This window comes from Luteithermobacter gelatinilyticus (genome assembly GCF_005849285.1).
Lineage (GTDB): Bacteria > Pseudomonadota > Alphaproteobacteria > Sphingomonadales > Emcibacteraceae > Luteithermobacter > Luteithermobacter gelatinilyticus.
This window is the reverse complement of sequence record NZ_CP040517.1, coordinates 1,662,878-1,688,053: the sequence shown is the minus strand read 5'-3', so window position 1 is coordinate 1,688,053 and position 25,176 is coordinate 1,662,878. Positions and strand designations below refer to the sequence as shown.

At 53.1% G+C, this 25,176-nt stretch carries 21 protein-coding genes; 14 read left to right on the top strand and 7 right to left on the bottom strand.

All coding sequences use genetic code 11. The annotated features are described in order from the left end of the window. Positions 1–139 precede the first annotated feature (139 nt). Positions 140–334, bottom strand: coding sequence for a hypothetical protein (locus FE788_RS07625; RefSeq protein WP_138380072.1), 195 nt, complete (start codon positions 332–334; stop codon positions 140–142). 205 nt (positions 335–539) lie between these two features. Here FE788_RS07625 and FE788_RS07620 point away from each other — a divergent pair, with 205 nt between their 5' ends. Both FE788_RS07620 and FE788_RS07615 read left to right on the top strand, forming a co-directional pair. After that, on the top strand, positions 540–1,925 hold the full coding sequence (locus tag FE788_RS07620; protein WP_168190325.1) for an SPOR domain-containing protein: 1,386 nt from the start codon (positions 540–542) through the stop codon (positions 1,923–1,925). A 54-nt stretch (positions 1,926–1,979) separates the two neighbouring features. After that, on the top strand, positions 1,980–2,339 hold the full coding sequence (locus FE788_RS07615; protein WP_138380070.1) for a chorismate mutase: 360 nt from the start codon (positions 1,980–1,982) through the stop codon (positions 2,337–2,339). 259 nt (positions 2,340–2,598) lie between these two features. On the opposite strand, the gene FE788_RS07610 is transcribed toward FE788_RS07615, so the two are convergent. The 3 genes from FE788_RS07610 to parE all read right to left on the bottom strand — a co-directional run bounded on the left by FE788_RS07610 (position 2,599) and on the right by parE (position 7,254). Then, positions 2,599–3,678 (bottom strand): GGDEF domain-containing protein, encoded by a 1,080-nt coding sequence (locus FE788_RS07610; protein ID WP_138380069.1) that lies wholly within the window; start codon positions 3,676–3,678, stop codon positions 2,599–2,601. 177 nt (positions 3,679–3,855) lie between these two features. After that, positions 3,856–5,163, bottom strand: a complete 1,308-nt coding sequence (locus FE788_RS07605; protein WP_138380068.1) for a DEAD/DEAH box helicase — start codon at positions 5,161–5,163, stop codon at positions 3,856–3,858. A gap of 120 nt (positions 5,164–5,283) precedes the next feature. Then, a complete protein-coding gene (gene parE / locus FE788_RS07600) occupies positions 5,284–7,254 on the bottom strand; it encodes a DNA topoisomerase IV subunit B (protein ID WP_138380067.1) in 1,971 nt (656 codons plus the stop codon). A gap of 182 nt (positions 7,255–7,436) precedes the next feature. Between parE and FE788_RS07595 the strand changes: the two genes are divergently transcribed. Further along, a complete protein-coding gene (locus FE788_RS07595; protein WP_138380066.1) occupies positions 7,437–8,597 on the top strand; it encodes a divergent polysaccharide deacetylase family protein in 1,161 nt (386 codons plus the stop codon). Between the two features lie 31 nt (positions 8,598–8,628). Here FE788_RS07595 and trpE read toward each other — a convergent pair whose 3' ends face one another. Continuing rightward, positions 8,629–10,158 (bottom strand): anthranilate synthase component I, encoded by a 1,530-nt coding sequence (gene trpE / locus FE788_RS07590; RefSeq protein WP_138380065.1) that lies wholly within the window; start codon positions 10,156–10,158, stop codon positions 8,629–8,631. Positions 10,159–10,239: 81 nt separating this feature from the next. Beyond that, the gene (locus FE788_RS07585) at positions 10,240–12,153 is read right to left on the bottom strand and encodes a peptidyl-prolyl cis-trans isomerase (RefSeq protein WP_138380064.1); all 1,914 of its coding nucleotides are present in this window, start codon (positions 12,151–12,153) and stop codon (positions 10,240–10,242) included. Between the two features lie 448 nt (positions 12,154–12,601). Here FE788_RS07585 and tpiA point away from each other — a divergent pair, with 448 nt between their 5' ends. The 11 genes from tpiA (at position 12,602) to FE788_RS07530 (ending at position 24,356) form a co-directional block, all read left to right on the top strand. After that, positions 12,602–13,354: a triose-phosphate isomerase gene (gene tpiA / locus FE788_RS07580; RefSeq protein ID WP_138380063.1), complete on the top strand. Its 753-nt coding sequence runs from the start codon at positions 12,602–12,604 to the stop codon at positions 13,352–13,354. Positions 13,355–13,458: 104 nt separating this feature from the next. Further along, positions 13,459–13,779, top strand: a complete 321-nt coding sequence (gene secG / locus FE788_RS07575; RefSeq protein WP_138380062.1) for a preprotein translocase subunit SecG — start codon at positions 13,459–13,461, stop codon at positions 13,777–13,779. Positions 13,780–13,953: 174 nt separating this feature from the next. Then, complete coding sequence (locus FE788_RS07570; RefSeq protein WP_138380061.1) at positions 13,954–15,588, top strand: CTP synthase; 1,635 nt, start codon at positions 13,954–13,956, stop codon at positions 15,586–15,588. Positions 15,589–15,625: 37 nt separating this feature from the next. Next, positions 15,626–16,897 (top strand): phosphopyruvate hydratase, encoded by a 1,272-nt coding sequence (gene eno / locus FE788_RS07565; RefSeq protein WP_138380060.1) that lies wholly within the window; start codon positions 15,626–15,628, stop codon positions 16,895–16,897. Between the two features lie 134 nt (positions 16,898–17,031). Further along, positions 17,032–17,343 (top strand): FtsB family cell division protein, encoded by a 312-nt coding sequence (locus tag FE788_RS07560; protein ID WP_168190324.1) that lies wholly within the window; start codon positions 17,032–17,034, stop codon positions 17,341–17,343. Between the two features lie 229 nt (positions 17,344–17,572). Next, a complete protein-coding gene (gene pdhA, locus FE788_RS07555) occupies positions 17,573–18,616 on the top strand; it encodes a pyruvate dehydrogenase (acetyl-transferring) E1 component subunit alpha (RefSeq protein ID WP_138380058.1) in 1,044 nt (347 codons plus the stop codon). A gap of 25 nt (positions 18,617–18,641) precedes the next feature. After that, positions 18,642–20,087 carry a pyruvate dehydrogenase complex E1 component subunit beta gene (locus tag FE788_RS07550; protein ID WP_138380057.1) on the top strand — a complete coding sequence of 482 codons (1,446 nt, stop codon included), beginning with the start codon at positions 18,642–18,644 and terminating at the stop codon, positions 20,085–20,087. An 18-nt stretch (positions 20,088–20,105) separates the two neighbouring features. Then, positions 20,106–21,395: a pyruvate dehydrogenase complex dihydrolipoamide acetyltransferase gene (locus FE788_RS07545; RefSeq protein WP_138380056.1), complete on the top strand. Its 1,290-nt coding sequence runs from the start codon at positions 20,106–20,108 to the stop codon at positions 21,393–21,395. A 12-nt stretch (positions 21,396–21,407) separates the two neighbouring features. Then, a complete protein-coding gene (gene lpdA, locus FE788_RS07540) occupies positions 21,408–22,829 on the top strand; it encodes a dihydrolipoyl dehydrogenase (protein WP_138380055.1) in 1,422 nt (473 codons plus the stop codon). Between the two features lie 50 nt (positions 22,830–22,879). Further along, positions 22,880–23,890, top strand: a complete 1,011-nt coding sequence (lipA, locus tag FE788_RS07535; RefSeq protein WP_138380054.1) for a lipoyl synthase — start codon at positions 22,880–22,882, stop codon at positions 23,888–23,890. Positions 23,891–23,906: 16 nt separating this feature from the next. Further along, positions 23,907–24,356, top strand: coding sequence for a type II toxin-antitoxin system RatA family toxin (locus FE788_RS07530; protein WP_138380053.1), 450 nt, complete (start codon positions 23,907–23,909; stop codon positions 24,354–24,356). 81 nt (positions 24,357–24,437) lie between these two features. Here FE788_RS07530 and FE788_RS07525 read toward each other — a convergent pair whose 3' ends face one another. Then, entirely contained in the window at positions 24,438–25,064 is a 627-nt protein-coding gene (locus tag FE788_RS07525) for a PEP-CTERM sorting domain-containing protein (RefSeq protein WP_138380052.1), read from the bottom strand. Positions 25,065–25,176 lie beyond the last annotated feature (112 nt).

Below are 25,176 nucleotides of genomic sequence, written 5' to 3'. Positions count from 1 at the left end.
GTCATGGCGAGCAAGCGCCAGCGACAAAACTATCCGTGCTTCTGTGGCGTTTCCGGATCGCCGCACCCTTCCCTAAAAATATATGGCGCGGGTTCGCGATTGTGTGGTGGAGATATGGTATAAAGGGGGAGGAGGGCGCTCAGGCGCGGATATCGATTTTTTGTCCCACATTGGGGCCGGTATCCGCTTCCACTTCTTTCCGTTCAATGGCGGAATCCTCGGCCGCTTTCTGAACAGTTTCCTGAATGGCGGCACGGCTTTCCTGGGTGCTGCTGCGTCCGGCGTCTACCTGAACGGTACTAGAAGCTTTGCTGGCTTCGGCTATATCTACCATTTTTTTATCCTCAAAACTATTCGTCCCGACCCTATATCATAAACTTTACCAAAAGATTAACACGTAATATAGGGGCCAAAAAAATATCGTTCCCGGGAAAAGTTTCTGGTTATGGTTAACAGAAGACGGTATGCTGGCCCTGACCAGTAAATATAACAAAAACAATCTTTTGTTGGAAACAGCACCTCAATCGGGGATAAGGAACATGAAAGTCACGGCCCTGGTTTTTCTGGCGGGTTTTTCTTTGATATTGTCCGGCTGCGCAGCAAGCGGTCCCAAAAGAGTGGACGGAGAGCTGGCCTTTTCGCCGGAATCTCTGGTGACTATGGCAGAAAGTTTTGCTCAGGCCGGGGATTATGGCAATGCGTTGCGTCTTTATCAACGTGCGGTCAGTGAAAATCCGGAACATCTGGGGGCCCGGTCGGGCCTTGCCAAAACCTATCAGTCCTTGGGAGCCGTGGATGCAGCCATTGCCATGTATCGCAGTATATTGCAACAGGATCCGCAGAATCCTGAGGCAATGCTGGGGCTTGGGCAGATGCTGGTGATGAAAAACGAGCCGGAAGAGGCTCTTGAATATCTGAAACAGGTCAGTGCCAGATCCCCCGGCAATTACCGGGTGTATAATATTTTGGGCCTGGCTTATGATCTTCTCGGACAACATGAAAAGGCACAGCTTACCTATGGTAAGGGGCTGGCTATCGTGCCGGATAATATTTCCCTGCTGAATAATCTGGGCCTGTCTTTCACCATTCAGGGACAATATGCGCCGGGGCTGCGGCTGCTCAGTAAAGCGGTAACCCAGGAGCCAGGGAATATGAAAGCTCGCGAAAATCTGGTCATGGCCTATGTGTTGTCGGGGGAAGAGAACCAGGCACGGAACATGGCCGCCAGTTTTATGGATGAAGAACAGCTTGCCCTGAAAATGCAACGCTATGCCTGGCTTAAGGAACTTGAGTCGAACCAGCGGGCGCAGGCGATTTTCCTGGGAAAAACCTATTTCCCGAAATCCGGGACAGAGCATGAGGAGGCGGAACGGGTGACGACAGCGATGTCCTCACCAGCCACTCAAGAGCCTGTTGATCCCAAGAAAAAACGTCTTAGAGAAATTCTCGCGGAAGAAGGACGTGAAAAATCGCTGATGCAAGGCCAAGCCACCGAAAACAACACCGGGTCTGTTTCTGCTGCTCCGGTAGCCCAGACAAACCGCTCTCCTGCCGAAGATAACGCCAGTTCGGGGAATTTGGAGCCGGACATCCCCGCTCACAACAAGGTTGCGGAAGCGGGGAATGAAGAAACCGATGAGTCGAATCCTGTGGCCTCCAAAAAAAGGGGGAAAGTGTATCGGGTGCAGATTGGCTCATTCATCAGCGAGGAAATGGCCCGGGCCGAATGGCGCCGTCTTGTAAAGAATGCTGCGGCAACCCTGAAGGAGTATACCCCATTGATTCGGGCGTTTTCGCCTGATGGCGAAAAACAGTTTTATCGGCTATTTGTCCATGAAATCGAGGACAGGCCTCTTGCCAGAGAGGTCTGTCAGCGGCTAGAAGAAAGAAAAATCGGCTGTCTGGTGATCTTTACCGAACGCTGATGAAATTTTTCTTTAATGCCTTAGGGCAACACAAATTTTGGAATATCTGTTCTGATGAGTGAATTGAAATTGTCTCTGAATGAACTGACCAGTCAGGTCAGGCCCCCTAAAGCTTGCGCGACGATGGCAGAATTGCGCAAGGAAATAGATGCCCTTGATCGTCATTTAGTGGAAGTCCTGTGCCTGAGACTGGGATATATGGAACGCGCCGCGGAGATCAAGGATCACAGAAACAAGGTGCGGGACGAAGAACGTATTGAGGATGTGGTGCAAAAGGTGGTGGCTCATGCCCGCAAAACCGGCGCGCAGGAGGAGTTTGTGGAAATGCTGTACCGGCAGATGATTGAGTGGTGCATTTCCTATGAACTGAAAATATATGACCGCCTGAAGCCAGGGAAGAACGCAACCTCATAAATTTCCGCCCAACGGTGAGGGCGATCTTGCCGGTGTGCTCAAGAACAGGGAGGGAGCAGACCGCCGTGGGGGCCGCGTCTCATAAAAGGCGTGGAGTTCGCGGATGATGTCACCAAGGCCGCTGAAAATGCACAACCCCATCAACGGAAGAAAAGCCAGGCTCACGATATAAAGAAGAATATCCATTTCGTCCCTCCATGTTCTTTTAATGTTCTATTTTGTTCCGAAAGGAAAGTCAAGAACATTTATGGAACATATGTCAGGCAGATCGGGGCGTGGCGGATTCTTTGTGCACCGTTTCCAGGTCCCGTTCGGTTTTTACGCAGTTTCGCCCGGAATTTTTGGCCAGATACAGGGCATTGTCGGCGCGTTCCAGAATATGGCTTTTGCTGTCCCCTTTGCGCAGTTGGGCAATGCCGAAAGAAACTGTGATTTTGCCAAGACGTTCGCCCGTGCTTTTACGTTTCATGGATCGCATGGCGACGGACTCGCGAATGGCATTGGCCAAGGCAGTGGCTTCATCCAGGGATAGTCCGGGCAAAACGATGACAAATTCCTCTCCGCCATAACGCGCAGGAGTACCGTTGTCGCCAACCCGCAGTTTCATGACATGGGCAACAGCTTTCAGAATTTGGTCGCCAACACTATGCCCCCAAGTATCATTAAATCTTTTGAAAAAGTCTATATCGCCGATCACCAGACACATATTTTCGCCGCTGGCGCTACACCGCTTGAACGCCTCGTCAAATTTTTCCTCGAAACATTTCCGATTGCCGATATTGGTCAGCATATCCGTCAGATTTTCCTGCTGGACCGCTTTCAGGTTATTTTGCAGTTTTTGTATTTCCTGACTGGATGCTTTCAATTCCGCTTCCATTTTCAGGTTTTTTTCCTGCATGGTTTTGGTGTCCTGGACGATTGCTGCAAGAATTTCCATCAATTCCCTGCCGCCGTCGATTTTGGCGAGACTGCCCAGGTGGTCTTTCAGGGAAATACTGAATGCAGAGGTTGAATCGCCACTTTCCTTGAGCGTCTGGGCGATTTTTGCCAGTTCTTTCTGAATGGACTGGCCGGCTTCGGTAACGGCCGACTGGGCGGCCTGGCCGGAAAAGAAACGCTCATAGAGATTTTCACAAACTTCGCGGCTGAAATTCTTATTCTTTGCCACCATGCCGTCGATCAGCTGAGACAGCGCCAGGTCTTCCCCGGAAGAATAAGTGTACCAGATGTGATAATTCATAGGCAGCGGCACAATATTATGGGCCGCCATCATATCCAGGGCTTTGTCTGAGGTTTCACGAATGAATTCAATATCGTCACGGTCTTGGATAAATGACATTACGGTTCCAGCCTGTTTTTATTTTTCTCTTGCTGCGGGATGCTCCATCCTTGCGCCTAAAACGATAGCGTTTTTTTCCTAATGAACCCCTAATGATCAGGGTTAAAAACAGGTTAAGCAAGTCGGGCAGAAGACAAATAGAAAGAGGTAAACAGGCAGCGATGCAGAGGGACGGGGTTAACCGTCCCGCAGGAGAAAGGCGGGGATATGATCACCCATGCCAATGACGGGCTCATCCTTTTCCGCGGCATCTCGCCGGGAGGATTTTTTCTTTTTACTCTGGCGGGGGCTATGGTCATCCCGGGTTTTTCGCTCTTTCCGGGGAGCGGACGTTTTTTTGCGTTCTTCCGGCTTGTTTTGGAATTCGGGGTAGATTTCTTCCTCGATTTCCTTGCCCAGGAATTTAATCAGCGCGTCCAGATATTTTTTATCCCGGGGAGTGGAAAGGGTGAAGGCATGTCCTTCTTTGCCGGCCCGACCGGTACGACCGATACGATGCACATAATCTTCAGGGTTTGTGGGAATATCAAAGTTGAAGACATGACTGACCGAGGGGATATCCAGTCCCCGAGCGGCTACGTCGCTGGCCACCAGAAACTGTATCTCGCCTCCCTTGAACTGGGACAGAATCTCCATACGGGTTTCCTGGGGCAGATCGCCATGCAGTTCCCCGACGCTGAAGCCATGTATTTTCAGGGACTTGCAGACGACTTTGACTTCTTTTTTCCGGTTACAGAAAATGATGCCGTTCTTAACGTCCTCTCCGCGCAGCAGATGGCGTAATGCCTGGCGTTTGACCTTGTCATGGGCAGCAACGGGAACCAGTTTTTGGGTAATGGTGGAGGCAGTGGAGCTTGGCGGACTAACCTCGATCGTTTTCGGGTTTTTCAGGAACTGGTCCGTGAGCTGCTTGATTTCCTTGGGCATGGTGGCCGAAAAGAACAGGGTCTGCAAAGTCTGTGGCATCAGCTTGCAGATCCGCTCCACATCGGGAATAAACCCCATATCCAGCATACGGTCCGCTTCGTCCACCACGAGGACTTCTGTGCCCGTCAGCATCACGCGGCCGCGTTCTACATGGTCGAGAAGCCGCCCGGGCGTGGCGATCAGAACATCCACACCGCGATCCAGCAGCCTTTCCTGATCGGCAAAGGCTACCCCGCCGATCAGCAGCGCCATGGTCAGTTTAGAGTTTTTGCCGTATTTTTCAAAACTTTCGGCCACCTGGGCGGCCAGTTCCCGTGTAGGTTCCAGGATCAGCGACCGGGGCATGCGCGCCCGGGCGCGCCCTTGAGAAAGAATGTCGATCATCGGTAACGTGAAAGAAGCCGTCTTCCCGGTGCCGGTCTGGGCAATGCCCAGAATGTCACGTCCCTGAAGGACGCTGGGAATGGCCTTGGCCTGGATCGGGGTCGGCTCGGAATATCCCGCATCTTTGAGAGCGGAAAGGAGTTCGTCACTGAGACCTAAATATTCAAAACTCATCTAGTTCGCTTAATATCCTGCTATTGCTTTCCGAGGCGGAGAATAGGGAAAACTTGCCGGATGTCAATCTTTCCTCTCCATATTCCGGAAAAATAATGCTTAAAATGTGCCAAAATACAACTAAATATCCAGCTCTTTGGCCCTCGGGGCGTTTTCTTGAATGAACTGAAACCTCAGTTCCGGTTTTTTGCCCATGAGCTGATCAACTTTTTCAGATGTGGCGAGCCGCGCTCCTTCCGGGATGATGACCCGCAACAGGGTTCGTTTGCCGGGAGTCATGGTGGTTTCGCGCAACTGGGCCGGCGGCATTTCTCCTAGCCCCTTGAAGCGGCTGACCTCAATCTTGCCGCGGCCTGAAAAGTCCCGGGTAATCAGTTCATCTTTATGGGCATCGTCCCGAGCATACAGCACCTTGCCGCCTTGGGCGATACGATAGAGCGGCGGCTGCGCCAGGTAAAGATGACCGTTTTTGATCAGTTCGGGCATTTCCTGATAGAAATAGGTTATCAATAGTGTTGCGATATGGGCCCCATCCACATCAGCGTCTGTCATGATGATAACCTTTTCATAACGCAGATCCTCTTCCCGGTATTTATCCCCCGATCCGCATCCCAAGGCCTGGTTGATATCGCCGATTTCCTGGTTGGCCCTGATTTTGTCCCGGGTGGCGCTGGCCACATTAAGAATTTTTCCGCGAATCGGTAAGATGGCCTGAGTCCGGCGGTCCCGGGCTTGTTTCGCGGACCCGCCGGCGGAGTCGCCCTCCACAATATAGATTTCGGTGCCCTTTGCCGCGTCCTGGCTGCAATCGGCCAATTTGCCGGGCAGACGCAGCTTGCGCCGGCTGGTAGCGGTCTGACGTTTGACGTCTTTTTCCTGTTTGCGGCGCAGGCGTTCTTCAACCCGTTCCAGGGTCCAGGCCAGAAGATCATTGGCCATGTCGGGAGCGCCACTCAGCCAGTGGTCGAAATGGTCCCGCACCGCCAGCTCCACCAGCCGCGAGGCTTCGGGGTTGGTGAGCTTGTCCTTGGTTTGTCCCTGAAATTGTGGATTTTTGATAAACACGGAAATCAGCGCGCAGGAGCTGGTGAAAATGTCTTCTCCCGTAATGGCCGCAGCTTTTTTATTCCCGACAAGTTCCCCATAGGCTTTGATCCCTTTAAGCAGTGCGGCACGAATCCCGGCTTCATGGGTGCCGCCCTGGGGCGTGGGCACGGTGTTACAGTAGGAGCGGATATTGCCGTCGCCATATTCCGGCCATGCAATGGCCCATTCCACCTGTCCCATCCCGTCGGGCAGGGGCGCCTTGCCATGAAAATTTTCCGCCGTGACCTTACTTCTTTTTTCCAATGCGGTGGTTAGATAATCATTCAGCCCGCCGGGAAAATGGAGTGTATCTTTCTGCGGGGTTTCGTCGCCATCTTTCAGCAGAACCGGTGCACACTGCCAGCGGATTTCTACGCCACGGAACAGATAAGCCTTGGATTTGGCCATTTGGTACAGGCGCGCGGGCTTGAGCTGGGCATTTTCCCCGAAAATTTCCGGATCGGGCAGAAAAGTCACTTTGGTGCCACGCCGGTTGCTGGTCGCGCCAATATTCTCCAGCCCGCTCACGGCATGGCCGCGGGAATAATCCTGGCGCCAGACTTGTTTGTCGCGCGCGACCTCCACCGACATTTTTTCCGACAAGGCGTTGACCACCGAAATCCCCACCCCGTGAAGACCGCCGGAGGTCTCATATGCCTTGCTGTTGAATTTTCCGCCGGAATGCAGGGTGGTCAGAATAACCTCCAATGCCGAGCGATCCTTATATTTGGGATGGGGGTCAATGGGGATGCCGCGGCCGTTATCGGTGATGGAAACGGCGCCATTCTCATGCAGCTCTACTTCGATACGACTGGCATGTCCGGCCACGGCCTCGTCCATGGAATTGTCCAGAACCTCGGCCACCAGATGATGAAGCGCCCGTTCATCCGTTCCCCCAATATACATGCCGGGACGCATACGGACGGGCTCCAGCCCCTCCAGTACCTCAATATCCTTTGCTGAATATTCGGCGGTGACAGTGGCAGTCTCAAACAGGTCGCTCATGTTTCGGGGTCAGTCTCGTCTTTTTGCTATGGAATGCTCATTGTGATTTACCGGCTACTCTATAAAGGATTTCCATAAAGCACAACAACAAGATATTTGTAATTGACCGGTCGGGACGGCATAATTGCCCTGCCGCGTAAAAATAAAATACAAAGAAATAAAATAAAACAAAAGGAAGCAGTGTGTCGTTAAGTGCTCAGATCAGGAAACTGGCGTCCCGGAAACAGGAGAATGGGATATCGGGGCGGAAGCTGTGGCGTCAGTGGGGGCGTTTTTGTTCCGCCAGAGTCTTATGGCAGCAGCGCCACAGGATTCTGATCGGCATTTATATGCTTTTTGTGGGGTTTGCGTTTGGCGGCATTATTCTGACCCTGAGCCGGGAATCTTCAGAGAAGACAGATCCGCCGGTCGTGGCGCAAAAAAACTTCTCCGATCCCGTGACCTATCCGTTCACATACGAAGAAGGTCATGCGGAAGTCGAAGCCGTGGTCAGCCTGCCGCCGTCTTATTCCCCATTGTCTTCTCCCTTCCCATTACAGCCGGAGCAGGAACAGGACAGGGAACATCCCTCCGTTCGGGAGCAACCGACCTGGGAAAAGAATGCAGTCCGGCCCGTTGGCTTGGTGACGGGCCAACCCGTTATCGCTATTGTTATTGACGATTTGGGTATCCGCAAGAACAACACCCGACAGATCATTGATCTGGACCCGCGCCTAACGCTGGCATTTCTGCCTTATGCTACGGAATTGCGCCACCAGACGGCGCTCGCCCGGCGCAGGGGGCACGAACTGATGATTCACATGCCGATGCAGCCGAAAGGGGCGGCTTCTCCCGGACCACAGGCCCTGGAAAGCCGGTTGAGTGAGGAAGAACTTCTTTCGCGACTGGATTATAACCTGTCGCAGTTTGAGGGATATGTGGGAATCAATAACCATATGGGCAGCGCTTTTACCGAAGATGAGGCGGCCGTGGCGGCCGTGGTCGGGCGGCTGAAAAAAGAGGGGCTTCTGGTGCTGGATTCACGAACCACCAGCCGGTCCCGCCTGGCGGAGCAGGCAGCACGAAAGGGGGTGCCACATGTGAGCCGGGATGTGTTTCTGGATAACCGTCAGGATGTGGATTATATCCTGGGGCAGTTGGACAAGCTGGAGGATTACGCCCATCGCCACGGCATCGCAGTTGGTATCGGTCATCCCTATGGGGAAACAATTGAGGCGCTGAAACGCTGGCTGCCGACTCTGGAGCAGAAAGGCATCGCCCTGGTGCCCCTGTCCTATGTGGTGCGCGAGAAGGCCCGCCGGAACCTTTTGGTACATAACAGGACTGATATATTGGCGGAGTAGGGGAAACAGATTGGGGATAGGGAAAGTCTGGTTACTGCCCCTTTTTTGCCTCTCCGGCGAAGCTTAAGGCCACTTCGGCAGCGCGGAACAGGGCACGGGCCTTGGCCTCACATTCCGCATATTCGCTATCGGGGTCGCTGTCAGCGACGATGCCGGCGCCGGCCTGAACATGCATCATGCCGTCCTTGACAATGGCAGTGCGCAGTACAATACAGGTGTCCATGCTGCCATCGGCGGAAAAATAGCCCACGCCGCCGGCATAGATGCCGCGTTTTTCAACTTCCAGTTCGTCGATGATCTCCATGGCCCGCACCTTGGGCGCACCGCTAACCGTACCGGCGGGAAAACCGGCGGCGAGTGCTTTCAGCGCATCATATTCCGGGGCGATTTCGCCGCGCACGTCGGAAACGATATGCATCACGTGGGAATAATATTCGATGATCATTTTCTGGGTGACATCGACTGTGCCCACCTTGGATACCCGGCCCACATCATTGCGGCCCAGATCCAGCAGCATCAAATGTTCAGCCAGCTCCTTGGGGTCCGACAACAGGTCCTCGGCCAGTGCTTGGTCTTCCCGCGGGGTTTTGCCGCGCGGCCGGGTGCCGGCAATGGGGCGCACCGTGACCTCGCCGTCGCGCAACCGGACAAGGATTTCCGGGCTGGAGCCGATCACAGAAAAATCTCCAAATTTCAGGAAATACAGAAAAGGAGACGGATTGGTGCGCCGCAAGGCCCGGTACAACGCAAAGGGCGGTAAATCAAAAGGGGTGGAAAACCGCTGCGACAACACCACCTGAAAAATGTCCCCGGCCCGGATGTACTCCTTAGCCCGGGCCACCATGTCCTTATAGCGTTCTTTTCCGGTATTGGAGACCGCCTGGGGCAGGGGCTGGCCCGGGAACTGGATCTGCCGGCCCCTGAGCGGCACGGGTTTTTCCAGGGCCGCTTCGATGTCTGCCAATCGTTCTACTGCCCGCCGGTAAGCGGTTTGGGCGTCCAGACGGTTGTCAGGCCGGACCGGTGTGACAATGCTGAGCTCGTCGGTCACATTATCAAAAACCACCATGATGGTGGGACGTACAAAAATGCTATCGGGCAGGCCAAGGGCATCTTCATTGGGTTCAGGCAGATTTTCCATTAGCCGCACCATGTCATAGCCCATATACCCGATCAGGCCAGCGGCAGATGGCGGCATGCCCTGGGGCAGGTCAATGCGGGACTCCGCAAACAGGCGGCGCAGGCTGTCCAGCGCATCACCAGGCAGGCTTTCGTAAGTACTTTCATCCTGGGCTTGGGTGAGGGCCCGACGGTTAATTTCCGCCCTGTTGCCAAAACAGCGCCAGATGATATCCGGCTTCAGGCCGATAAAGGTATAACGTCCCCGAATCGCACCGCCTTCCACGGACTCCAGCAGACTGCTGTAGGGATCATCGGCGGCCAGCTTGATAAAGGCAGAAACCGGTGTTTCCAGATCCGCCACCAAAGTGGACCAGACAAGCTGTGCTCTGCCAGTTTCATAAGCCTGCTTGAACTGTTCAAAATCCGGAGAGACAGACATGCCTGGGTCCTTTATGCTTCCTGTTCGGCTAGTTTTCTTCTGCTAGTTTTCTTCTACTAATTTTCCGGCCAGGCCGAGACGTTATTGCTCTTCCGAAGCGCTCATCTGGTCCAGAACGGCTTTGGCCGTTCGTTCGTTGATTTTCACCGGTAGGGCTTCGGTCAGATAATTCCGGTAGGCAGAAAGAACTTCAGACTGATAAATGCCAATAATGTTTTCCGCCAGTTGATCAAGATTTTCAGGAATATCATCGGGGAAGTCGCGGGCGGTGACCTGAAACAGCACATACCCGTCATTACTGGCCGCGGGTTTCAGTTCCAGGGCCCCCGGGGCGGTGGTGAAAATGGCCTGATGAAGATCAGTAGACAGCGTGCCGCTTTGGTCATTCCGGGCAATAGTCACCTGCTGATAGGTCGCGGAGTCATAAGCTGCTGCCAGATCCTTCAGTTTCTTGCCGCTTTCCACATCCGCCTTGAGCCGGCTGGCCAGCTCTTCGGCCTTGCGATTGCGGTCTTCCCGAATCCAAGCCTCCTCTACAGCCCCGCGAACCTCCTCAAAGGGGCGCAGTTGAGAAGGCTGCACGTCAGTGACGTTTAGCACATAAAAAACATCCCCGCTGCTTTCTTCCAGCACCGGTTCGGTGCCGGGGTCCTGTTCGAAGGCACGGGCAAGAAAACCATCAAAACCAGGCAGGTTTTGGACGGGCTGCCCAGTGGGAGCGAAACCATTACTATCGGTTGGCCCGATGTTCACCAACGTCAGATTCAGGGTTTCAGCAATTTCCGTCAGTGGGACGCCACCAGCCAGTTCATCTTCGACTTTATTGGTGACTTCATACACCTTGTCGAGAGCATGTTGACGTTTCAGCTCTTTTTCCAGTTCAGCCCGCACCTCTTCAAAGGCCTTGGCGCTGCCTTCCTGAATTTTCCGAACTTCGAAAATATACCAGCCAAAGGCGGTTTCCTGGGGTGAGGTAAAACCTCCCTCGTCGAGCGCAAAGACGGCCTCAGCCACCTCCGGGCCATAGGTTTCTTCAAGATCCGTGCGACTCTGTTCCCCGATCCGAGAATCCGCTTCGCTCAGATCGCTGTGTGTGGAAAGAACATCCACGAAGGACTTGCCGGCCTTAAGGTCCTGATACGCTGCAGCGGCGGCTTCCTGACTGTCGAGAACGATTTGTCTAATGTCCCTGGTTTCGGCTTCGCTATATTCCCCTTGGCGGAGGTTGTATTCCTCTTTAAGTTCATCCTCCGGTACAGCGATGTCATCCATATATTGTTCAGGCTTTATGGAGATGTAAGCCAGTTTGCGATATTCCGGCGCCATATATTGGTAGGAGTGCTCATCATAATACGCCTTGAGCTGTTCTTCCGTTGGGGACTCAATGTCTGTTATCGTGGAGGCAGAAACAATTAGCATCTCAGCGGTTCTGGTTTCACGTTCAAATTTGTAAATGCTTTCCAACATGGGGCGTGGCAGGGTCAGCGGGCCGACAAGGGTGGTTAGAAATTCCTGGCGTAACAGATCTTCGCGGAGTAGTTCTTCGAGTTCCTTGGGGTCCAGCCCCTGATTGCGGGCGGCCAGTTCAAAATAATATTTCTGAAACTGGCCAAAATCATTCTTGAACACGTCCAGATCGTATATGAATTCCCGGAGTTGTTCATCGGTGATGCGCAGGCCCATCTGCCGGGCGGCTTCGATAAAGGCCGTGCGGTTGACCTGATTCATCAGGGTTTGCTGGCCTAGCCCCAGAGAGATGGCCATGGAACGGGTTAATTCGCCGCCCAGACGTTGTTGCTGCTGCTGATAGGCCACCTGAAATTCACGGGCGAAATCCTGCGCACTGATTTTCTGGTCTCCGACTTCGGCGACAATATTGCTGCTGGTAGCAAAAATGTCCCGGCCAATACCCCAAAGGGCAAAGCTGGCGACAAGAAGTCCCAGAAGAACCATGGTCAAGAAAGAAGAAAGACCGCTGCGAAGAAATTGTAACATGAATACAGAACCTGTTTTGTTGCCTGTGATGGTTGTTTATGAGTGTGGTTTATTATTTCTCGTTTCTACAGGAATAAATGCGTGTCCCTGAAATTTTGTCCCTTACCTTTAATTTGGAGTCGAAACTTTCTGCTCAATGGTCCGCCTCAAAGCTTCTGCTCCTAAATTCCGGCCCAAAAATCCGGCCCAAAATTCTGGCCCAAAATTCTGGCCTAAAATTCTGGCCCAAAATTCCGGTCTGATGTTCCGGAGGAAGGGAATTTTCCGGCATGATAATGACCTCCCTGTCGGTCCGCAATACCAAACACCACGCACTTGCCGCTTTTTCGCCTTTCTGAGGGATAAAAATAGTGATGGCAGTGGAAATCCCGAACCAATTCTGCTAGGGAACAATAAATTTTGAACATCTTTGGTTTAGATCTTTTGTAAAGAAAGAAGGGTTTTATCAATGGCGGCTCCCAAAGCGCTTGTTGCGGGCAACTGGAAAATGAACGGCCTGAAGGCCAGCGTTCAGGAAATTGAGGATCTGCAAAAGCTGATCAGTGAAAAAAACGTTCATTGCGATGTGCTGGTCTGTCCGCCGGCAACCCTGCTTGCACATGCTATTGAAGCCACTAAGGGTAGTTCCATCGCGATTGGCGGACAGGACTGTCATACGGCCCGCGCCGGGGCGCATACTGGTGATATTTCCGCCGAAATGTTGAAGGACCTGGGGTGCAGTCATGTAATTGTTGGCCATTCCGAGCGGCGCAGCGACCACGGGGAAGACAATGATATGGTCAGGGCCAAGGCTTCTGCTGCTCAGCGCGAAGGACTTGTAGCCATCATCTGTGTGGGGGAAACCGAAGCGGAACGAGACAATGGGCAGACCCTTGCGGTGGTCACGGAGCAGGTGGTGGCGTCTTTGCCCGAGGAAGCGGAAGCGATCAACACCATCATCGCCTATGAGCCGGTCTGGGCCATTGGCACGGGGAAAACCCCTACAGCAGCGGATGTGGCCGAGGTTCATGCCGCTATACGGAGCGTGCTTAAAGAACGTTTTGGAGAAAGCGGAGATGAAGTACGCATTCTTTATGGAGGCTCTGTCAAGCCAGATAATGCTGCGGAACTGATGGCCGTTGAGAATGTCAATGGTGCGTTGGTCGGCGGAGCAAGCCTTAAAGCAGAGAGTTTTTATGGCATTCTCCAGGCTTATGGTTGAGGGATACAAAAGAATGGAAAAAAATCTGGCCATGGCAGGCTCTTTGGAGTAAAAGCCGTGGGGTATTAAGAGAACAGGTATTCAAACAAAAAAGAGTTTAGACAATGCAAGAAGTTATTCTTGTGATCCATCTGATATTGGCCATAGCCTTGGTTGTCACGATTTTGTTGCAGCAATCCGAAGGTGGGGCTTTGGGAATTGGCGGCGGACCAACCGGGTTGATTTCAAGCCGTTCAGCGGCTAATCTGTTGACCCGAACAACGGCCGTTCTGGCAGGAGCGTTTTTTATCACCAGCCTTGTGTTGGCGATCCTGGCCAAGGAGGATGGAGACGATGGCTCCGTTCTGGATCAGCCGCCGGCCGTAGAGGCCGAACAGCCGGAAACGGAACTGCCCAAACTGCCTGAAGTGCCGGTAACAGATTAAAACGACAAAAGACATATCTTCCGTGTGGCAACGGTATGATGCCGACGGGCATATGTCTGTAAATAAAACGCGATAAATACTGCGCTAAACAAAGCAGGGCCTGTGCCAACTTCCTGTGTCGCAGGTCTTTTGTTGTTATAAATAATTCAGACTGTTCGGGATTATTAATTACCTATGACCCGCTATATTTTCATTACCGGAGGTGTTGTTTCTTCTTTAGGGAAGGGCCTCCTGTCCGCAGCTTTGGGCGCCTTACTTCAGTCCCGGGGATATAAAGTCAGACTGCGCAAGCTGGACCCTTATCTTAATGTTGACCCGGGCACCATGAGTCCGTACCAGCATGGTGAGGTTTTTGTCACCGATGACGGCGCGGAGACCGATCTGGACCTGGGCCATTATGAACGATTTACCGGTGTGGCCAGCCGTCAGAGCGATAATGTGACATCCGGACGAATCTATCAGCAGATTATTGAAAAGGAACGTCGTGGCGATTATCTGGGCGCGACCGTGCAAGTTATTCCTCATGTGACGGATGCGATTAAGGAATTTGCCACATCGGATGTGGAGCCGGATACAGACTTTGTCCTGTGCGAGATTGGCGGCACCATCGGGGATATTGAAAGCCTGCCCTTTATGGAGGCCATCCGCCAGCTTGGTAATGAACTGGGCCGTGAGCGGGCGATCTTTGTGCATGTGACACTGGTGCCGTTCCTTGAGGCAGCCGGAGAGTTGAAAACCAAACCGACCCAGCACAGTGTTAAGGAACTGCGCAGTATCGGTATTCAGCCGGATGTTCTGGTCTGCCGCTCAGAACATGAAATTCCCGATTCCGAACGGCGCAAAATTGCCCTGTTTTGTAATGTGCGGGAAAGCGCCGTCATTCAGGCGCTCGATGCTTCAAGCATTTACGAAGTGCCGCTGAATTACCATGCCGAAGGATTGGATGATGAAGTTTTAGCGGCCTTTGGTATTGATCCTGCCTCAACCCGGCCGGATCTGGCCCGCTGGCACGAGATTGTCGATCACGTGAACAACCCGGAAGGTGAGGTGACCATTGCTGTTGTGGGCAAATACACCGAACTCAAGGATGCGTATAAGTCCCTGATCGAGGCGCTGGTTCATGGCGGGTTCGCCAATAATGTGAAGGTGAATATCGAATGGTTTGACGCCAAAATCTTTACCCAGGGAGATGTGGCGTCCCATCTGGAACATGTTCACGGCATTCTGGTGCCGGGCGGGTTCGGGGAACGCGGCGCCGAAGGCAAGATTGCGGCGGCCCAATTTGCCCGCGAACATAAAATTCCCTATTTTGGGATTTGTTTTGGCATGCAAATGGCCTGTATTGAAGCCGCCCGTAACCTGGCCGGTATCGAACAAGCCAGCTCAACGGAATTTGGTCCGACCGAAGAACCTGTTGTGGGACTTATGACCGAATGGGAAACGGAACAGGGTAAGGAAACCCGTTCCAAGGATGACGATCTGGGCGGCACCATGCGGCTTGGGGCCTATAAGGCAAGAATTCACAAGGGCACCAAGGCCTATGAAGCCTACGGCTCCGAAGCAATTTCGGAACGGCATCGTCACCGCTATGAGGTGAATATCAACTACCGGGAACGGTTGGAAGCCGCCGGCCTGAAATTTTCCGGATTGTCCCCGGATGGCAAGCTGCCGGAAATTGTCGAAATCGTCGATCACCCCTGGTATGTCGGGGTGCAGTTCCATCCCGAACTGAAATCCAAACCGTTTGAACCGCATCCATTGTTTGCGGCCTTTATCAAGGCGGCAGTGGAACAATCCCGATTGGTATAATTCCCCCAGATTTAATGCTGAGACGACAGAGGAAAAAATGACTGCAATTATTGACATCACCGGCCGCGAAATTCTGGACAGTCGCGGCAATCCGACCGTTGAAGTGGATGTAACCCTGGAAACCGGGGCTTTCGGCCGGGCGGCGGTTCCTTCCGGAGCGTCCACTGGGGCGCATGAAGCTGTGGAACTCAGAGACGGCGGGGATCGTTACCTTGGCAAAGGGGTTCTCAAGGCCGTAGAGGCCGTTAATGGCGAAATTTATGATGCGTTGCTGGGCATGGATGCAGAAGAACAGGTCATCATTGATCGTGTTCTGAATGATCTGGACGGGACGCCCAACAAAGCGCGTCTTGGCGCCAATGCCATTCTGGGAGTTAGCCTGGCGGTGGCCAAAGCCGCCGCCGACGAAGCAGTGTTGCCCCTTTATAAATATCTGGGCGGACCTTCGGCCCGGGTGCTGCCGGTGCCGATGATGAACATCATCAATGGCGGCGAACATGCCGACAACCCTATTGATATTCAGGAATTCATGATCATGCCGGTTTCCGCCGGCAATATCCGCGATGCGGTGCGCATGGGCGCGGAAATCTTCCATCATCTTAAGAAAAAACTCTCGGATGCCGGCCACAACACCGGGGTTGGGGATGAAGGGGGATTTGCCCCCAATCTGAAAGGCACCGAAGAGGCGTTGTCCTTTATCATGCAGGCCGTTGAGGCCGCCGGTTACAAACCCGAAGAGGACATCATGCTGGCACTGGATGCAGCCTCCACCGAGTTTTACAAGAACGGCAAATATGTGCTCGCCGGTGAGGGCAAAACACTGGATTCCCAGGGTATGGCGGAATATCTGGCGGATTTGACAAAACGCTTCCCGATCCTGTCCATCGAAGACGGTATGGCGGAAGACGATTGGGACGGCTGGAAAATCCTCACCGACCTTGTTGGTGATAAGGTGCAGCTGGTGGGGGATGACCTGTTTGTGACCAATCCTGCCCGCCTTGCCGAGGGTATTGAGAAGGGCGTCGCCAACTCCATTCTTGTCAAGGTGAACCAAATCGGTTCGCTGAGTGAAACCTTTGATGCGGTGGAACTGGCGCATCGCTCATCCTATACGGCTGTGATGTCCCACCGGTCCGGCGAAACGGAAGACGCTACCATCGCCGATCTGGCAGTGGCCACCAATTGCGGGCAGATCAAGACCGGTTCTCTGGCACGGTCCGACCGGCTGGCCAAATACAATCAGCTGATCCGGATCGAGGAAGCCTTGGGTGAAGCGGCAACCTATGCCGGCAAAAGCATCCTACGCTGAACCATAAGTCAGCCAGACTTCTTTACAGATCTCTTTGTGACGTAAAAAGGCCGTCCTGGACGGCCTTTTTGCTAACCTGCAAAAAATATCTTGACCGGGCGAATCACTTGTGATTCGCTAAGGGTATGAAAAAGATGCAAGACATATCCTTTCGCTTTCGCAAAATGGCCATCCCGCTGGTCAGTTTCCTGGTGCTTGTGTATTTTGGTTTTCATGCCCTGAACGGCAATAACGGGCTTAAGGCGCATTTTCAGCTCAAGCAGGATATTCAGCTTTTGGAACAACAATATAACGCCATTCACAAACAACGTGAAAGGCTCGAGGCGCATGTTCGCCTGCTGCGCCCGGAGCATGTGGATCCGGATTATCTGGAGGAACTTTCGCGGCGCTATCTGGGCTATAGCCACACCGACGAGATCATCATTTTGGAAAATTCCTCAAATTAAACCTGATTTGTAATTTTATTTCCGATTTCATTTTGGGTGAAAATTTCCTCCATAGTTTACAATCGCTTAGATTTTGATGCGGGCATGTTCGCAATTGCAATAGAATTAACCATTATAAAGTTAATTCTATTTTTCTGTTGTTTTTCAATTACTTTTAACAATTATAGAGTATCTGAGTTCGCAGAGGGACCTGCATAAACAGTGTGTGGAAATTATTAGGCAAAGGATCATGGCAAAAAGAACAACATCTTCCACTTCCTCCCGTAAGCCGGCCGCCCGCCGAAAGACGGTGAAACCCAAAGAATATAAGGCCAGCCCAGAAGAACTGAAAAATTATTATCGAGACATGCTTCTGATGCGCCGGTTCGAGGAAAAGGCCGGCCAAATGTACGGCATGGGCCTGATTGGCGGCTTCTGCCATCTTTATATTGGGCAGGAAGCGGTTGTGACCGGCATGCAGGCTGCGCTGAAAGAAGGCGATACGGTGATCACCAGTTATCGCGATCATGCGCATATGTTGGCCTGCGGTATTGATCCCAAGGTGATCCTGGCGGAACTGACCGGGCGTCGGGACGGTATTTCCAAGGGGAAAGGCGGTTCCATGCATATGTTCAGTGTGGAACACGGGTTTTACGGGGGACACGGCATTGTCGGGGCCCAGGTTCCGATTGGGGCAGGCCTTGCCTTTGCCCATAAATACCGCGACACGGACCATGTGTCGGTCGTGTATTTTGGTGACGGCGCTGTCAATCAGGGGCAGGTTTATGAAACCTTCAATATGGCTGAACTCTGGCATTTGCCGGTAGTTTTTGTGATCGAAAACAACCAGTATGCCATGGGCACTTCGGTCAAGCGCTCTTCATCACAGGTGGAGTTGTATCGCCGGGGAGAAAGCTTCAACATCCCGGGCGAAGCGGTAGACGGCATGAATGTACTGGCTGTGAAAGAAGCCGCAGACCGGGCCGTGGCATGGGCCCGCAGTGGCAAGGGGCCTATTCTCCTGGAAATGAAGACTTATCGGTATCGGGGACATTCCATGTCTGATCCGGCCAAATACCGTTCCAAAGAGGAAGTACAGAAAATGCGTGCCGAACATGATCCGATTGATCAGGTCAAACAGCGTCTGCTGGATGGCAAGCACATGACAGAGGAGGAGCTGAAAGAGGTGGACAAGGAAATCAAGGCGATTGTCGCTGAAGCCGCCACCTTTGCTCAGGAAAGTCCCGAGCCGGATCCTTCCGAGCTTTACACGGACGTTTTGGTTGCTGAATAAAAATCAAAATTAAAGGACGTCAGAGATGACCGTAGAGATTTTACTCCCCGCCATGTCGCCCACAATGGAATCCGGCACCATTGCCAAATGGAACGTTAAGGAAGGAGACAGGGTCTCCGCCGGTGATGTGCTGGCGGAAATCGAAACCGACAAGGCCACCATGGAACTGGAAACCGATGAAGAAGGGATCGTCGGGAAAATTCTGGTTGATGAAGGCAGTGAAGACATCAAGGTCGGCACCCTGATTGCCGTGCTTTTGGAAGACGGGGAAGATCGGTCCGCCCTGGAAGAAATCAATGGGACCTCTTCTTCAATGCCAGAAAGTTCAATGCCAGAAAGTTCAATGCCGGAGAGCTCAACGCAAAAAGAGCAACAGGCGGCAGGCTCTTCCGGGAAAGAGGCAAAAGAAAAGAACGCTGAGGCATCTGTATTGACGGCGCCAGCTCCGCCAGTCCCTGAAGAAGAGGAATTGCCCGAAGGCACCACCTTTACCACCATGACGGTGCGCGAAGCGCTTCGGGACGCCATGGCCGAGGAAATGCGCGCCGATGAGCGGGTTTTTGTGATGGGGGAAGAGGTCGCCGAATATCAGGGGGCCTATAAGGTGACTCAAGGGTTGCTGGATGAATTCGGGGCCCGGCGGGTGATTGATACGCCGATCACCGAACATGGTTTTGCCGGTCTTGGCGTGGGCGCGGCAATGGCGGGGCTCAGGCCAATTGTGGAATTCATGACGTTCAATTTTGCCATGCAGGCCATTGACCAGATTGTCAATTCCGCGGGCAAGACAAACTATATGTCCGGAGGGCAAATACGCTGTCCCATTGTATTTCGTGGTCCCAACGGTGCGGCGGCACGCGTCGCGGCCCAGCATTCGCAAAACTATGCCGCCTGGTATGCACATGTTCCAGGGCTGATCGTGGTCTCTCCCTATAGCGCGGCGGATGCCAAGGGCTTGCTGAAATCCGCGATCCGCAATCCCAATCCGGTAATTTTTCTGGAAAATGAAATTCTATATGGTCAGAGTTTCGAGGTGCCGGATGTGGAGGACTATACGGTGCCCATCGGTAAGGCAAAAGTGGCGCGGAAAGGTGATGATGTCACCCTGATCAGCTACAGCATCGGCATGAAAGTGGCGTTGGAGGCCGCAGACCGCCTGGCAGAAGACGGCATTAGTGCTGAAGTCGTGGACCTCAGAACTATCCGCCCGATGGATATCGACACGGTCATCAAATCGGTGAAAAAAACCAACCGGGCTGTGTGTGTGGATGAAGGCTGGGCCACCTGCGGGGTGACGGCGGAACTTTCTGCCCGTCTTATGGAAGAGGCTTTTGACTATCTGGACGCACCAGTGATGCGCTGCACCGATGCGGATGTGCCCATGCCCTATGCCGCCAATCTGGAAAAGCTGGCGCTGGTTTCCGTGGACAGCGTGGTCAAGGCCGCCAAGGCTGTCTGTTACAGGGATTAATCAAAGGGGAGAGGAAACATGCCTATTGAAATTCGTATGCCGGCCCTGTCCCCGACAATGGAAAGCGGGACATTGGCCAAATGGACGGTAAAGGAAGGGGACGCCGTGGAAAGCGGCACCATCCTTGCCGAAATCGAAACCGATAAAGCCACCATGGAATTTGAGGGTATTGATGAAGGGGTTGTGGGCAAGCTCCTGGTAGCGGAAGGCACTGAAGATGTCAAAGTCGGCGAGGTGATTGCGCTGCTTCTGGAAGAGGGAGAAGATCGGTCTGTTCTTGACGATTACACACCCGCTGCATCGACCGGTCAAATGCCGGCTGCAGAAGAAACCCCGAAACAGGAAGATCGGGCTACTCAAGAAAGCCTTGATAATGTAAAAGCCGTTTCGTCCCAGCCGGAGAAAGCGTCAGAAGAAAATAAAACTCATAAGGGTGAGGGGAAGGGAGAACGGATTTTTGCTTCTCCCTTGGCGCGACGGCTGGCCCAACAAAAAGGGTATGACCTTGCGGACATCAAGGGCTCCGGGCCGCGCGGGCGCATTGTCAAACGGGATGTGGAAGCGTTCACTCCCGCTGAGAAACCGGCAGCAGCAGTAGCGGCGGGAGCGGACCTTGAAGGTGATGCGCCATATCGGGAAATCAAGCTTTCCGGCATGCGTAAAACCATTGCCAAGCGTCTTACGGAATCCAAACAGACCGTGCCGCATTTTTATCTGCACATTGATGTGGAACTGGACAATCTTTTGGCCGCCCGCAAACAACTTAACAGCATGAGTGATGAGTATAAGATTTCGGTCAATGACTTCATCATCCGGGCCTGTGCGCTGGCGCTTAGAAAAGTGCCCGAGGCCAATGTACAATTTGCCGGGAACGTCATGCGCCAGTTCGAGAGAGCGGACATATCTGTAGCAGTGGCCATTGACGGCGGCCTGGTGACCCCGGTGATCCGGGGGGCGGATCAAAAAGGGCTCCAACAGATTTCCGAAGAAAGCAAGGCGCTTGCGGCAAAAGCCCGGGAAGGCAAACTTGCCCCTGAAGAGTATCAGGGCGGCACCTTTTCCGTTTCCAATCTGGGCATGTTCGGCATCAAGCAGTTTCAGGCCGTCATCAACCCGCCGCAGGCCGCTATTCTGGCCGTTGGCATGGGAGAGCAGCGCCCGGTGGTGAAAAATGGCGAGCTCAGCGTCGCTACCCTCATGTCGCTGAACCTTGCCTGTGATCATCGGGCCATTGACGGGGCCGTGGGGGCCAGATTCCTTCAGGCGCTGAAGACCTATCTGGAAACCCCGACCGCCATGCTGTTGTAAGAGGAGGAGCCTGTGTCTCAGCAAAAATTTGATATTGTGGTGGTGGGCGGCGGTCCCGGCGGATATGTGGCGGCCATCCGGGCCGCGCAACTGGGATATCAAACTGCCGTTATCGAACGGGAACATTTGGGCGGGATCTGTCTTAACTGGGGTTGCATTCCGACCAAAGCGTTGTTGAGGTCAGCTGAAGTTTTTCACACTATGAAACACGCTGCGGACTTCGGCTTGAGTGCGGAAAATGTCGATTTTGACCTATCGCAGGTGGTCAAACGCAGCCGCAAAATTGCCGGCCAGCTCAATTCCGGCGTCAAGCACTTGATGAAAAAGAATAAAATTGCGGTAATTGACGGTTTTGCCCGGCTGGAAAAGCCCGGCAAGCTGAAGGTGGAAAAAGACGGGAAGGCCGTGGCTGATGTGGAGGCCAGGCACATCATTCTTGCCACCGGGGCCCGGGCGCGGGAATTGCCGCATCTAAAGGCAGACGGGGAACTGGTCTGGACCTATAAACACGCCATGACCCCGAAAGAAATGCCGAAGTCCCTTCTGGTGATCGGCTCGGGGGCCATTGGTATTGAATTCGCCAGTTTCTATAATGAACTGGGGGCGGATGTCACGGTGGTGGAAATGCTGGACCGTATTCTGCCAGTGGAAGATGAGGAAATTTCTGCCTTTGCCGCCAAGTCTTTCAAGGATCAGGGCATGAAACTGATCACCAGCGCTTCGGTGACCAAGCTGGATAAAAAGAAAAAGTCCGTGGTCTGTACCATCGAAGACAAAAAAGGCAGGCCACAGACCCTGGAAGTGGACCGGGTGATTCTGGCGATCGGGATCACCGGCAATGTTGAAAATATGGGGCTGGAAGAAAATGGCATCAAGGTCGAAAAAGGTCATGTGGTGACCGATGAATGGGGATATACCGGGATCAAGGGAATTTATGCCATTGGCGATCTCACCGGGGCACCCTGGCTTGCCCACAAGGCCAGTCATGAAGGGGTTATCGCCGTGGAAAAAATTGCACGCGATGAGGGACATAAGGAAATTAGGGACCTGCACCCCCTGGATAAGTCCAATATTCCGGGGTGCACCTATTGCCGGCCGCAGGTGGCAAGCGTGGGGCTTACGGAAAAGGCCGCCAAGGAAAAGGGCTATACGGTCAAAGTGGGACGCTTTCCTTTCATCGGCAATGGCAAGGCTATTGCCCTTGGGGAAGCCGAAGGCATGATTAAAACCGTCTTTGATGAAAAAACCGGGGAATTGCTGGGCGCGCATATGGTAGGGGCGGAAGTGACCGAACTTATTCAGGGATATGCCGTGGCGCGAACCCTGGAAACCACGGAAAGCGAACTGATGCATACTGTCTTCCCGCATCCAACACTTTCTGAAATGATGCATGAATCAGTACTTGACGCCTATGGCAAAGCTCTCCATTTTTAGGGCGGACTTAATTTTTAGGGCGGACTTAAATTCTTGAAGAAAGCAGGACTGTGAGTACAGAACGCAAAAAAGTCACAACCTTGAGGGATAATGCAAACCGTCTGCGCAAACCGGACTGGATCCGGGTGAAAGCGCCGGTCTCCAAGGGGTATCACGAGACCCGCAAAATGATGCGGGATCTCAGTCTCCACACGGTTTGTGAAGAGGCGGCCTGCCCCAATATCGGTGAATGCTGGCAGAAAAAACACGCCACTGTGATGATCCTGGGGGATACGTGCACCCGGGCCTGCGCGTTCTGTAATATCAAAACCGGCAAGGGGAATCCGGTGGATCCGTTTGAGCCGGACAATGTGGCTATTGCGGCCGGGAAGATGGGGCTCAACCATATTGTTATCACTTCCGTAGATCGGGATGATCTGCCGGACGGGGGGGCGGATCAGTTTGTCAAGGTAATCCGGCGGCTCAGGGAAGAAGCTCCCGAGACCACCATCGAAATCCTCACGCCTGATTTCCGCAACAAACCGGGGGCTTTGGAAAAAGTTATCGAGGCCAAACCGGACGTGTTTAACCACAATCTGGAAACCGTGCCCAGATTGTACCCGCGGATCCGTCCGGGGGCACGCTACTATCATTCCCTGCGCCTGCTGGACAAGGTGAAACAGGCGGATCCCACCATTTTTACCAAATCGGGCATTATGGTGGGGCTTGGTGAAAGCCGGCAGGAAGTGCATCAGGTGATGGACGATATGCGTTCGGCGGGGATCGACTTTATCACCATTGGTCAATATCTTCAGCCCACCCCGCGCCATGCTGCGGTTGAAGAATTCATTACACCGGATCAGTTTGCAGCTTACGCCAAAATGGCCCGGGCCAAGGGGTTCCTCATGGTTTCCTCTTCTCCGCTCACGCGGTCTTCGCACCATGCGGGCGAGGATTTTGAAAAACTGAAAGCGGCCCGCGCGGAAAAACTCGCCCGCGAGGGGACGGGATCCCTCGAGTCCACTGATGCGCCGGTTGATATTGAGGAAATGGTGCGCCTGAACCCCAATCAATCCTCTTAAACCGGCCATATATCCCATGCCCAAATTCACCGATCAGCGCAAATTACCGTATCGGGTGGACCAGATGTATGAGCTGGTTGCCAATGTGGGCGAATACCAGAATTTTCTGCCCTGGTGTCAGGGTACGCGCATTTATAACCGCAAACCGGGCAGCTTTTATGCGGATCTCATCATTGGCTTTAAGATGTTCCGTGAGCGTTTTACGTCTCATGTTCAGCTCAAGGAAAACCGGATTGAGGTCGAATATGTCAAGGGCCCCCTGAAATATCTGGTAAACAGCTGGGAATTCAAGCCGACCGACGATGGCGGTAGCGAAGTCACATTTCTGGTGGATTTTGAATTTAAGAACAAGCTGTTTGAAAAAATGGTCGGCGGCCTGTTTACAGAGGCTGTACATAAAATGATCAACGCCTTTGAAACCCGCGCCAATGAACTGTATGGCGAAGGGACCCGAGCCTGTTCTTAATAATAAAAAGCTTCCTGAATAATAAAAGGCCCCCTGAAAAATCAGGAGGCCCTTTGAGGATATCTGTTCGGGAATTTTCAATCAGTTCCGGCGTTTTCTAACCAGACCCAGGCCCAAAAGTCCCAGCCCCACAAGCGCCAGCGGTGCAGGCTCGGGAACCTGTGTGAGTTCATATTCCATGAAAATCATACCGATAGACCCATTGCTTTCGGCCCAAACATCATAGGCCTGCCCCAGATCCTGGAAGCCGAGACGTGACAGGGCCAAGGCTTCACCCCCCAGTGTTGTATTGTAATCCCCTGAACTGTCGCGGTAAGTTGTTTTCCCGTCGGCCCAGCCCAGAATGCCCACAATATCCCCGGCGGAAAAAGACAGGGAGGTGGCCACAGAGGCGACATCTTCCCAATAGCCCAGAGAGGTGAAATCATTGGTTGTTGCAGAAAACTCGGGCGGGGTGACATTGAACTTCAGCACTTCAATGGTGCTGTCGGTCACGGTCTCGTTGGGCAGGCTCAGTTTTGTCAGGGTGAAATCGGTGGGTGCGACGAACCAGTAGCCGCGGGTGCCGAAACTGCAGCAGCCGCCGCTGCCCGGCGTACCGATATCCAGAACCAGAGCCGACGCGGACTGGACGACCCATAAATTGGCAAAACCGATTAGAGAAAGCATGACCAGACGGCGCAGTGATTTTAAGGAAAGGACTTTCATTTTAAACCCTACTATATATTTATTACAGATGTTTCGAACTTCGCGGTTCTCTAAGCAAAAGCCATGCCATTCCGGAAAAACCGCAGAAACTCGCCTTTTTCCCAAGAAGTTT